Annotated in this window: 6 protein-coding genes and 2 tRNA genes; 3 read left to right on the top strand and 5 right to left on the bottom strand. The window is 57.7% G+C overall.

Annotated features, from left to right (window positions below):
* Positions 1–94 precede the first annotated feature (94 nt).
* Positions 95–754 (top strand): hypothetical protein, encoded by a 660-nt coding sequence (locus tag BSF40_RS02165; protein WP_095963928.1) that lies wholly within the window; start codon positions 95–97, stop codon positions 752–754.
* Positions 755–925: 171 nt separating this feature from the next.
* Here the strand turns inward: BSF40_RS02165 and BSF40_RS02160 are convergent, their stop codons facing one another.
* From BSF40_RS02160 to BSF40_RS02135, 5 genes are all read right to left on the bottom strand, one after another.
* Positions 926–4,978, bottom strand: coding sequence for a hypothetical protein (locus BSF40_RS02160; protein WP_256589405.1), 4,053 nt, complete (start codon positions 4,976–4,978; stop codon positions 926–928).
* Complete coding sequence (locus BSF40_RS02155; protein WP_201799153.1) at positions 4,965–7,283, bottom strand: hypothetical protein; 2,319 nt, start codon at positions 7,281–7,283, stop codon at positions 4,965–4,967. The genes BSF40_RS02160 and BSF40_RS02155 overlap by 14 nt, the downstream gene beginning before the upstream one ends.
* Before the next feature lie 451 nt (positions 7,284–7,734).
* Positions 7,735–9,048 carry an integrase arm-type DNA-binding domain-containing protein gene (locus BSF40_RS02145; RefSeq protein WP_095963927.1) on the bottom strand — a complete coding sequence of 438 codons (1,314 nt, stop codon included), beginning with the start codon at positions 9,046–9,048 and terminating at the stop codon, positions 7,735–7,737.
* Positions 9,049–9,281: 233 nt separating this feature from the next.
* Positions 9,282–9,358, bottom strand: a tRNA-Asp gene (locus tag BSF40_RS02140).
* 19 nt (positions 9,359–9,377) lie between these two features.
* A tRNA-Val gene (locus tag BSF40_RS02135) sits at positions 9,378–9,453 on the bottom strand.
* A gap of 159 nt (positions 9,454–9,612) precedes the next feature.
* Here BSF40_RS02135 and rdgC point away from each other — a divergent pair.
* Positions 9,613–10,533 (top strand): recombination-associated protein RdgC, encoded by a 921-nt coding sequence (gene rdgC, locus BSF40_RS02130; protein WP_007969735.1) that lies wholly within the window; start codon positions 9,613–9,615, stop codon positions 10,531–10,533.
* 136 nt (positions 10,534–10,669) lie between these two features.
* Positions 10,670–11,635: a bile acid:sodium symporter family protein gene (locus BSF40_RS02125; protein WP_095963926.1), complete on the top strand. Its 966-nt coding sequence runs from the start codon at positions 10,670–10,672 to the stop codon at positions 11,633–11,635.
* The last annotated feature ends 74 nt before the right edge of the window (positions 11,636–11,709 follow it).

The following is an 11,709-nucleotide window of genomic DNA, read 5'->3' as shown; positions in this document are numbered from 1 at the left end:
TTTCTCGGAAGTTGGAGAGGTCACTGGTCCGGGAGATTGGGCATTTCCGGACACAGAAACCGCATAAGATACCAACCGCTAAAAATGAAAACACATGGCTGGCCAGACAAGCCTAACTCCAGGGATCAAAATGAGCCGAGGCAAAGAGTTCTTTCGAGGAATGACGAAAACCCGGCTCAAGGCGGTGATTCGGGAGGAAATCGCAGCGGTTGATTTCGGACAGGAATTTGAGTCATCCCTCATTGCCGACCTCATACTCCAAAAGCATTACCATTGCGCGGCGCAACGCATCCGCCCTACTAGCTTTCGAAAACTATACAGGGCCGGAGCGGCTTACGATTTCCAAGGCTACTTTCCAGCCTATGGCTGGCACGGGGTATCATGGATGCAGTGTATCGACCCACGTAACGAAATGGCTTGGTTGGATCGCGTGCTCAGGGATGCCGCGCATCCTATAATTTCCAGCTATAGATCGACACACACAATATGCGAACGGTGCGGGAACGCCACCTCAACTGAAGTTGACCACGTGTCTCCCGAGTTTAACGCTATGATCACCCAGATCATTCAGACACTCAGCCCTCCCCAGATCGGGGAGATATTTTCCCGCTTTAACTGGCTGGACAAAGAGCCATTCTCTTTGCCGCTGGGACACGCTGCTTTGCAACTCCTCGATAAAGCTCATCAGACTGCAATCCTCCAAGCCGTATGCAGGCCGTGCCATGTGCTCAACGGGAACGAACGGCGGCGCTGAGCATCTCGGAGACTGGCGATAAAGCCAAACTGACTACCTCATGGATAATTCAGCACTTGGATTTGCTGGCACAGAAGCCCGCATATGACGGTGTCTACGAAACTCGTGGCGATTCAAACTTCAGGTGGGCGATCAGCAAGCGGGCTTGTACTTGCCCGTTCTCTGCGCTGCTCAAGGAACGACAATGCGATCTCCAAGCCGCTTTCGGACAGCTTCTCTCAACTGAACTTTGCCGAGATTATCGAGAATAGAGGCTGAAAGAGGTTCGGAAGCCCTCAACAATTGACGTCCGGGATGGTCCGGTTCAAGCATTTCGAGGATTCGATCGGCTATCGTGCGATCACGCTTTGCCATGGCGTTGGCGCCAACCAGCAGCAGAGCACGTCGCTTGTTCGAGTTGGCGACCCGCTCAAAGAGTTTAAGGGCATTTTCCGCGGAGGCATGGGCGCCGACGAGATGAGCCGCTGACGCGGCAAGGATTGGCGGTGCACTCAGCAAAAACGCGGATGTCAGACTCGCAATAATGCTAGGGTCGACGGATTCGGCGTCGGCTAGGCTATTAATCGCGTCGAGCCGTATCCAACGGGCTTCCGGAATATTGACGAGGTTCAATATTTCCTGCTGGATTCTGGCGCTGCAGCAACGCGCTGCGACGATCAGGGCATTTTGACTAAGCGCACGGTCGAGCGTTGTGGCGGCAAGATCGAGAAGAATATTGCCGATTTCATCGGACAAGGGACCATTCACTGCAAGGGCAAAGACCGCCTCTTGCGCAATATCAAAGCTCTCGGGCTCGTCGTAGTGCGGTTCGGCACTCGACCAAGTGTCATGTATCAGAAACAACAGCGTTTTGAGGTGATCCGGATGCGGCCGTGCTGCAAGCAGGGCGACTAAGGCACGGCGAACGCGACTTCCAGGATCGAATGCCATTGCGAGGATTGTCGGCGGCAAGGGGTCCGGGAATGTCGGCGCCAGATGAAACAGCGCCGTACGACGCGCGTCGGCGCGCTGGTGGCGAAGCGCAGCCTCAACAAGGACGGTATCGCCAATCGCAATCGCCGCCTCGGTCGCACTGACGGCATGCTCTGTACGGCTGGCAATGATCAGCCACTTGGTGATCGCTGGCGAGGCGTCGCCACTACTGGCGATGATGACAGGCACGACAAGGTCGAGCGCATCCGCATCGAGTTGCGAGGCACAAGCCGTCAGGAAAAAAAGCGTCTGACCGTTGATCTTTCGAGCTTTCCGCTTCCTGATCGGGAGCGCTTTGTAGATTTCCTTTAGTTCCCTTGGAAGGGCACGTGTAATCAGACTTATTGTGGCCGCGTGGCTGTCTTTCCCGAGTTGCCGGCCGGCGCGCTGCATGGCAGTTAGCAAGGTGACTTGTCGATCAGGCTGCCCACTATTCACCTGGAATGCGACGACCAGGGAATTTGGTGCGACTTTCAGCGCTGTCAACGCAAGCTCGTCAAGCAGATCCACCTCAGAGGGGACTGAGCTAATCCGCGCCGTAAGCGTAGGCACCAGCGCTTCGCACCAATGCTCTCGCGCTGCCACCCAGACATATGATTCTTCATCCATGCCATTTCCCGCTACGAGAATGGCTTGAAGCTCGCCCTCACCTACCGGTCCCGGCGAGGCTGAGAGCGCCTGCGCCCAGGCACGGACCAATTCCGCTACGCGCGGATGGTTGGCAAGGACCAGCCAGCGACCCTCTGCGCGAAGTTGACGGATGTAGGCATCAATGAAAACACCGGATGTGTAACCGTCGCCTTCATGGTTTGACTGCGCGGCCTCTTCAGCGGCATGGTCACGTTCGCCATCCTCAATTGCACGCCATTCCTCTCGGCCACTCTTGGCGTGTTGACGGTGGACGCTCGCGAGGTCGTCCAACGCAGCCTGCACTATCCTCTCGAATCCTGCTAGGTCACGCACGGCGCCAGCCGCGACGGCGTTAGCGTTAAGCTCGAAGCCGTGGCCGACCATCTCGTGCGCGGCGTCGAGATAGGCGGCGGTCAGGTTGGGTGCGAAGCGATCGAGCCGCTTAGCGAAGTCCGCTCCGTAGTCCCCTCGGTCGAAGCCAAGCTCCTCACGAATAAATCGGGCGGCGACTTTGGCCCCGATGGGGCTCGCGGACACAGTGTCGTACCAGGCATCGTTAAAGATCGGCGGCTGCCAGTTACGGGTGAAGAAAGAAGCCCCCCGCTGTGTACCTTTCAACAGCCATCGCGCCACGCGACTTGGTATCGAGGCATCGCTACCTACCTCGGACGCTAGCTCCAGCAATGGTGCGAACTTGGAGCCTGGGTCCATGAGGCTTTCATCCAGCCAGGCATCGATCGCTTCCTGGCTGTCGGAGTCAATTGCGAAGGTTTGGTCAACGTCCTGTCGGCCAGCGAACGTGCGAGCAGCTTCATAAACTCGTGCTGCCGTTTCCATGCCCCAGTTGCGATTCGTTGACGGCAGCTGAACGAGCGCGGCGATCAGGGTCCCGATCGCAAACTCGCTCTGCCCCCAGTTGCCCCTTGCGAAGGCCTCAAAGCCTTGGCGGACGCTCGGATGAGCGAAGGCGATCGTGCGGGCCGGCTGCCGCAGATGGCGGGCCGCGACCATACGGTCTACGAGGCGATCCAGGCCATCGCCTAGCGCTCGATCAAGTCCACGTAGGGCGCGTTGAAGAGCGTGAAGTTGGCCGCGGTCGAACTGGCCACGCGCCGCCAGCAGCGCCCAAACGATGGCTGAGGTTCCACAAGTGTCGATGGATGATAGTGCTCTGACGACGACACCTTCCACCGCATCGCGCTGCGCCAACTCGAGCAACCGGCGAAAGAAGATATGTTCTTCTTCCCCGGCATCGGGGCCGGTTTGCATATGGGCGAAATACAGCTCTATCTCGAGCGGCGTCCCAAGCTTGTCTAGCACTTGATTGCGAAACGCGTACGCCGTGGTTTGCAGCGCGGCTGGTAGCTGATCCATGCGATTGTCATGAATGTCGCGGAGTTGACCATCCCGATACTGGCCGGCATCCAACTCGACTGACCAGGCGTTGAGACTCACCCCGACCTTGGCGCTCTGCATCATGTCGCTGCGGGACGTGATGACGAACTGGTGATCCGGCGTGGCCTTGGCGAGCAGGCGCGGTAACTGCTCGGTCCATGCTTCGCTGCCCCCGCGAAGGCTAAATTGGCCCCACGGGTCATCGACATAGAAGAGTGTCGATCCATTGTTAACGACCTTACGCGCGCTGCTCGGCGAATCGTCCGCGCCGATGGTAACGACTTCCAACGCACCATCGCGCCGTCGCGCGATATCGCATAGCTTGAGCGCCGCTTGCGTCTTGCCCGTACCTGAAGGGCCCATAATCACGACTGCATTCTTGTCGTTTAGGATTCTGAGCATCTCATCGAAGTTCGCAGGCGCCACGAAATGCTCGAGGCTGGCAGAGCTGGCCAGGAACCCGCCGTGAGTCCTTACCGTCGCGAGAAGATCGTCGCTCGTCCATAGACCAGGCGTGCTGCCTCGGGTCCTCCGCTTGGCTTCGAGACGCAGCTTTGCAATCAAATTTGGCTGCTCGACCTTCGGGACATGCAGCAGGTCCGACATCAGTTCCCGGATATCGGATGCCAGCTGCTTTTCGGTGAGCTTGCCCCAGATCGCGACGCGACCTTCGGGCGAAGCTTTCAATGTGGCATGAAGGCTCGGTGGGAAGTTTACCTTGTCGGATACCTCTTCGAAGCCTTCAACCAGCAGGTTACGCGCGACACCCTTGGTGTCGGCATTGGTCACGAGCAGATAACGGGTGTTCGGATCGTCGAGATGATGCAGTGCTTTTCGGCGTCCACCTTTTTTGTCGGAACCGTGCCTGAGCAGATCCTCGAAATCTTCGACCGACCAGGGCTCGCCGTTGTCCATTTTGACTTGGATAACAAGCTTATATCCGCCAGAGACAGTCGCACTGGGTTGTACGCGTCCTGGCACGTTGGGCTCCAGATCCGCCTCCAGATCTTCCTCGTTTGCCGGTTCCAGCACCAGGCGCGTAGCCGCTTTGGAAATGAGCAGGAGTTGCAGGGCTGCGAGGATCGAGACGTCTAGCTGATAGTCGAAGCCGGCTTGAGCGGCGGCCGCGCCCCGCAGGGGACGCCTTGCTTCCGCGCTATAGGAGAAGGATGTGCCCGACGCGTCGGAGTGCGATTGCTTGATGTCTCGACTATTATTTATCGACATCGTCGAACACCGAGCGCTTTGTCACGACGGGGGTGGAAGGCGGAGCTTCCTCCTTCTTTTGCGTCACGATGTGCGTCCAATCCGCTTCGTCTTCGGAGCTTTCATCATGCTGGCGCTTGCGCTCTTCAAGCGCCTCGACTGAGCTTTTCACGTGATCGCGCGCGTCGTCGATCAAAGCCGTGGCGTCCGCGTCGACACCAATCGTCTCAATGCGATCAAGCACGCCGAGAAGCTTTTTAAAGTGGCTGTCAGGCTCTTCGTCCAAGTCAGCGTCGGCGGCGATCTCATCGATCCTCTCTTCGAGCGACGGCAGCACAGTTGTCCGCAGCGCCAAGCCCACACCGATAAGCCTTAGCGGCGGTATGACCGCTAGCATCTGTGGCTCGTCGAAGAAGGAGACGTCGAGACCGTTGAGCACGGCAGATTCCAGCCTGTCGGCTACGTCAGAGCGCAGATCGTTAGGCAAGACGCTGAGGTGATGAGCACGTGCATAGGTGGCGATCCGGGGATCGTTGCTAGTTAGATCAGATTGCCAGCAGGACCGTCGAAGTAGATTGGGAAATTGCTCGACGGTTTTGGCGAACACGGCCTCGCTCGAACGATAGGAGAGGAAGTGGAACAGCATCCAATTGCGGTGCAATTCGTCGGGCGTGCGGCCAAGTCGTGCGACCAGAGCGTCGTCGAGGGCTGTCTGGATGACAAGCGCATCTCGAATGAGCGGCGAGCCCTCGCACGTGAAGCTGCTAAGAATGGTGTCGATAGTCGCGCCTCGTATGAGCGCCGCCATCATATGGGGCTTCTGGCGCAGAATCTCCGTGAGGGCATCGGAGATCGTCGGATGGGCGAAGGTCCATTTTGATCCGGAAAGCTTCAGGAACGAGCCCTTCAGCTCAGCAAAACAATCCTGAATCTTAGTGAGAGTGTACCCAGTCAGCTCAGCGACCGCCTGTGCGGCCGAAGCGTCATGATCGCTAGGATTGAATCCGGCCTGATGGACATACACGAGGATGAGCGCGGCCTGCAGCTGATCATCTAAGGCGTTGACGGTATCAATCAGATGCTCTGTCGGCTCCTCCATAAAGCGTACGATTGAGCTTTCGCGGGGCGCTAGGCCCTTGGTGAAGTTTGGGTCGCCGAGACGTTCCGCGATCCCTGGGAGAAAATCGCGAACCGCAGCGACAGCGGCTAGATGCGGTTTGATGCTCGATCGCCAGCTCTGGCTCTGCTCACCGAAATTCACATGATTATAGAGAATCTGCGTCTTCTCTTCGAACGTCAACTCGCCGACATCCACCACGGCGCTGCCGTCTGCGAATTGGGCAAGGTTGCGCTGCCCGAGCCGGCGCCGCGCCGCTTCATAGATATGTTTTCTGGAAGTTATAAGAAATCGATTGCCATGTTTGATCGCGGCCCGCAGCTTGGAGAAGGCAGACGTCCAGTCCTGCACATAATCGTCGCGTAGCACATTGGAGCCGAAGGCATCGTCGATCCAGAAGAAGCGCCCCGGATCATTAGGATTCCAACCGGCCTCAAAGTCGCGCGGGCTGGTCAGAGCAAGTACTGTGTTGTTTGGATTTTCCGACGCTATGGTCGACACGATGGCGCCAATCGCCGATTTACCGCTAGAGGGATTACCGAGTAGCAACACTACGCCGTGCTCAGAGATCGCGTTGACCGCATCGCGATGAGCCTGGGTAGGCACATAGGTGCGGAGCTTTGGAATCCAGCTGTCAAGCAACGCCCGGCTCTGCTCGCTGAGCCGCTCATCTACGATCGATGTGAGGTCGCCTAGGCCGTAGACCTGCGGAACGAGGGCCCGGAGGCGCGCGCTGCTCCTGATAACACGGACGATATACTGGCGACCGAGAATGTGCGGCTTACGCACGCCAAGCGCGCGGAGTTTGGCACGCATTGCGGCTGCGACGGGTGCATCTACGCTCATGTTCGTCATGAAGGCGTAGGTCTCTGCTTGACCGGCTTTGACCAGTTCCTCGACATGAGCAATCTCGGCGGTGAGATCACTGAGCTTCAACGCCTTTGCGGCATCGGACGTATGCTTGCATTGCACGGTTCCGATCAACAAGGCGTCGTTTTCTGCAGAAATGAGGAAGACCGCGTCCTGACCGCCGTCTTGAGCTTCGCGGAAGATTTCCACGGGCCGGCCAAGCACGACCTCGCAAATCTGGGAGCATAGATCCTGAAATGCTCGCCAGCCGATGGTGTGAAGCGCTAGATCGCTCCAAGGGCCGTTTGCTCTACGTTCGGGCAGCACAGAAGACTTGATTAACACAGTCTCGCCCTTCATGCAGTAGCTACAACACGTGGAACGCCGACCGGCGCAGGAGGGATCTTCGCGTCTGTGAGGTCGCAATTTGCATCCAAATCAAGACGGTATTTATAGAAGCAGCGCTTTGCCACCTCTCTAGCTGACGGCAGACTATTAGGAGGATCCATGGAAAGACTAGCGCCGTACATCACTAGGAGGCTGGCGGCGCTCATAGAGGCTAGTAGTCGAGTGATTGTCTCAGGCGTCAAGCAAACCCCCGCGGAGAAATATCTCGCCTACCTGATTCAGCTGCGATTTCGTCGATCCAGTTGATCGAATTAGTAGCACTCACCGTTGTTCCTCACTTTGGCTTTCTCAAAGCCCTTCTTCCCTGATCAGTGATCGAAGGAGTCATGCCGCAGTGCGTCACTCCTTGGTCTCCTCAAATCTATCCTGTCCGACCTTGATCGCATAGCCTGACTTCGGACTACTAATCAGCAGGTACCCGCTGCGCGCTCAGAAAATCCGTTGAAGGTCGCCCGATTTGCGGCATGTAAGCTTCAGGCGCAGGGGGCGAAACGCCGACCTCTAGTGCATCTAATAAGTCCGCCCAGTATTGCATCATCCTACGTCTCGGCTCGACGTATTCTGCATGATTGTATGCAGCCCGAATTTGGTTGGCATCAGCGTGTGAAAGCTGCGCCTCAATCCACTCTTCTACAAAGCCAACCTCGTTGAGCGCCGTTGAGATGGTGGCCCTGATGCCATGACCGGTGAGCCTCCCTTTGTAACCCATCCGGCTAATCGCGGTGTTAAGGGTATTTTCACTGATCATTTCCTGCGGTTCGTATCGGTGAACCAGCAGATACCGCGCACCGCGCGTCCTTAACTGCATCAGCCGCTGCACAATTGCAATTGCTTGAGTAGACAGCGGAATCACATAAGGTGGAATCTCATTTCCCTGTGTTCGCACACGACTTCGGAGCTGCTTCACGCCCTCCGGTGGCACCAGCCAGATCCCCTTATCGAGGTCGAATTGGTCTGGCGTCGACGCCCGTAGCTCTCCTGTACGCACGCCCGTCAGAAGCAACAGACGAATACCAAGCCGTGTCTTTTCTGCACACTCATAGTGGGCGACGGTTCTGAGCAATCCTGGAAGTTCATTAACTTGGAGAAAGGGATTATGGCGGACCGGCCGCGGCGTCTCGGCAACGATATCAAGGTCTGCTGCTGGGTTCACATCAATAAGCCCTTCCGCCATAGCAAAACGAAAGATCTGGTTGAGCCAGGTGCGCACCTTTCGAGCAGAGACCAGTGCGCCTCTGCGCTCAATTCGCCTAATGAGCTCCAGCACGTCACCACGAGAAATATCCGCGATCGGAAGATCGCCCAAACACGGCAGCATGTCCTTCTTCAGGTATTTGCTGGCTTGCCCTGCACTGCCCTTCTTACTTTTCGTCAGTTTTTTACTGCGGAACTCATGCCAGCGATCAGAAACCGCTTCAAATGTGTTGCTGGCGGCGTGAGAGGCTTTCTGGCGCTCGGCGCGACGATGTGATCGTGGATCGATATTGTTGGCCACCAGCGCACGTGCAGCCTCTCTCCGCTGGCGAGCCTCCTTGAGACTCACGTCGGGATAGATGCCGAGGGAAATACGCAATTGCTTGTCATGCCAATAGAAACGGAAATGCCAACGCTTCGAACCCGTCGGGGGCACTTGCAGAGATAAGCCATCCCCATCAGCTAACGTATAAGGCTTGCTGGCGGGCTTGGCTTGCTTGATAGCTGTATCTGTCAGAGCCATCAGACACCTCCTTTTGTATCAAGGAGGCGAATACAACCCAGCGGTAGACGGACCAATACAAAAATTGATGCGCAAGGAATCGTAAAAGGCTGTGCCAGCGGTGTACTCAAATGTGTACTTAAAAACCGTGGCTGGGGATGGATTCCAGTGGAATTCAGAAAACGAAAAAAGCGGCTCAAGGCCGCTATTTCCGTGGCTTCCAGGCGTTCAGTGGGCCTTAGTGGAAGCAAATATGGCGCAGCGGACGGGACTCGAACCCGCGACCCCCGGCGTGACAGGCCGGTATTCTAACCGACTGAACTACCGCTGCGCTAAACACATGAAACGAATGGTGGGTGATGACGGGATCGAACCGCCGACATTCTGCTTGTAAGGCAGACGCTCTCCCAGCTGAGCTAATCACCCTTCGCTTCGGTGTGGCGCGCATTCTACGGAGCGACCCAACCTCTGGCAAGCACTTTTTTAAATAATTTTCTCAGGCCTTCCAAAGGCTTAGAGAAAGGTTGGCCTATGGCACGGCGAAGACAATAATGCCCCCCTTTGTATAAAGGAGAGACTCACCCCATGTGGTTCAAAAACCTGCTTATCTATCGCCTGACCCAAGATCTGCCTGTTGATGCCGAGGCGTTGGAAACTGCACTGGCCACCAAACTGGCGCGCCCATGTGCAAGCCAGGAGTTGACCACCTACGGTTTCGTCGCGCCATTCGGCAAAGGCGAAGATGCGCCACTGGTGCACGTCAGCGGTGACTTCCTGCTGGTGTCCGCGCGCAAGGAAGAACGTATTTTGCCAGGCAGCGTCGTGCGTGACGCGGTCAAGGAAAAGGTCGAAGAGATCGAAGCCGAGCAAATGCGCAAGGTCTACAAGAAGGAACGCGATCAGATCAAGGATGAAATCATCCAGGCCTTCCTGCCCCGCGCCTTTATCCGCCGCTCGTCGACCTTCGCCGCCATCGCGCCGAAACAGGGCCTGATCCTGGTCAACTCGGCCAGCCCGAAACGCGCCGAAGACTTGCTGTCGACCCTGCGTGAAGTGATCGGCACCCTGCCGGTGCGTCCGCTGACCGTGAAAATGTCTCCGACCGCGACCATGACCGAGTGGGTCACCACGCAGAAAGCCGCGGACGATTTCTTTGTGCTGGACGAGTGCGAACTGCGCGACACCCACGAAGACGGCGGCATTGTGCGTTGCAAGCGCCAGGACCTGACCAGCGAAGAAATCCAGCTGCACCTGAGCACCGGCAAAGTGGTCACTCAACTGTCCCTGGCCTGGCAGGACAAGCTGTCGTTTGTCCTCGACGACAAGATGGTGGTCAAGCGCCTGAAGTTCGAAGACCTGCTGCAAGACCAGGCGGAACAGGACGGCGGCGACGAAGCCCTGGGCCAACTGGACGCCAGCTTCACCCTGATGATGCTGACCTTCGGCGACTTCCTGCCGGCGCTGGTTGAAGCACTGGGCGGCGAAGAGACTCCGCAGGGGATCTAAAGGCTAGCGATCTCTTCTGTAGGAGCGAGCTTGCTCGCGATGGTGTGTCAGTCGCCCCTCTTTGTCTGACACACCATCGCGAGCAAGCTCGCTCCTACAGGGGTTTTGTAGCGTCACTTAAAACAAGGATCAGGCCATGCGCGCACTGGCTGCATTGAGTCGTTTTGTCGGCAACACCTTCGCCTACTGGGTACTGATTTTCGCTGTCGTGGCGTTCCTGCAACCGGCATGGTTCCTCGGCCTCAAAGGCGCCATCGTGCCACTGCTGGGGCTGGTGATGTTCGGCATGGGCCTGACCCTCAAGCTCGAAGACTTCGCCGAAGTCGCTCGCCATCCCTGGCGCGTGGCCCTGGGCGTGGTTGCCCATTTCGTGATCATGCCGGGCGTGGCGTGGTTGCTCTGCCAGGCGTTCCACTTGCCGCCGGAAATCGCCGTCGGTGTGATTCTGGTCGGCTGCTGCCCAAGCGGCACCTCGTCGAACGTGATGACCTGGCTGGCCCGTGGCGATCTGGCGCTGTCGGTGGCCATCGCAGCCGTCACCACCCTCCTCGCCCCCCTGCTGACGCCGGCGCTGATCTGGTTGCTGGCCTCGGCCTGGTTGCCGGTGTCGTTCATGGAGTTGTTCTGGTCGATCCTGCAAGTGGTGCTGTTGCCGATCGTGCTGGGCGTGGTTGCCCAACGGGTGCTCGGCGACAAGGTTCGCCACGCTGTGGACGTGTTGCCGCTGGTGTCGGTGGTCAGCATCGTGATCATTGTCACGGCAGTGGTGGCCGCCAGCCAGGCGAAGATTGCCGAGTCCGGCCTGCTGATCATGGCCGTGGTCATGCTGCACAACAGCTTTGGCTACCTGCTGGGTTACTTCACCGGGCGCCTGTTCAAGCTGCCTCTGGCCCAGCGCAAGTCCCTGGCCCTGGAAGTCGGCATGCAGAACTCCGGCTTGGGCGCCGCGTTGGCCAGTGCGCACTTCTCGCCGCTGGCGGCAGTGCCCAGTGCATTGTTCAGTGTCTGGCACAACATTTCCGGGGCATTGCTCTCGACGTACTTCCGCCGCATGAGTGAAAAGCAGGATCGGGAAATGACGGCGCAACAGGTCAGCGACTGACTGGAAAACTTGATCCCCGGGTTAATGCTGGGCACTATATTGCCCATCGCGAGGACGACCTCGCGGCTCGATCG

This window comes from Pseudomonas sp. ACN5 (genome assembly GCF_002303975.1).
Lineage (GTDB): Bacteria > Pseudomonadota > Gammaproteobacteria > Pseudomonadales > Pseudomonadaceae > Aquipseudomonas > Aquipseudomonas laurylsulfatiphila.
This window is presented reverse-complemented; position numbering and strand designations above follow the sequence as displayed.

Excerpts from the sequence above, each read along its gene's own strand:
- rdgC (WP_007969735.1), top strand. The coding sequence starts at position 9,613 with ATGTGGTTCAAAAACCTGCTTATCTATCGCCTGACCCAAGATCTGCCT.
- BSF40_RS02160 (WP_256589405.1), bottom strand. The coding sequence starts at position 4,978 with ATGTCGATAAATAATAGTCGAGACATCAAGCAATCGCACTCCGACGCG.
- BSF40_RS02155 (WP_201799153.1), bottom strand. The coding sequence starts at position 7,283 with ATGAAGGGCGAGACTGTGTTAATCAAGTCTTCTGTGCTGCCCGAACGT.
- BSF40_RS02145 (WP_095963927.1), bottom strand. The coding sequence starts at position 9,048 with ATGGCTCTGACAGATACAGCTATCAAGCAAGCCAAGCCCGCCAGCAAG.
- BSF40_RS02125 (WP_095963926.1), top strand. The coding sequence starts at position 10,670 with ATGCGCGCACTGGCTGCATTGAGTCGTTTTGTCGGCAACACCTTCGCC.
- BSF40_RS02165 (WP_095963928.1), top strand. The coding sequence starts at position 95 with ATGGCTGGCCAGACAAGCCTAACTCCAGGGATCAAAATGAGCCGAGGC.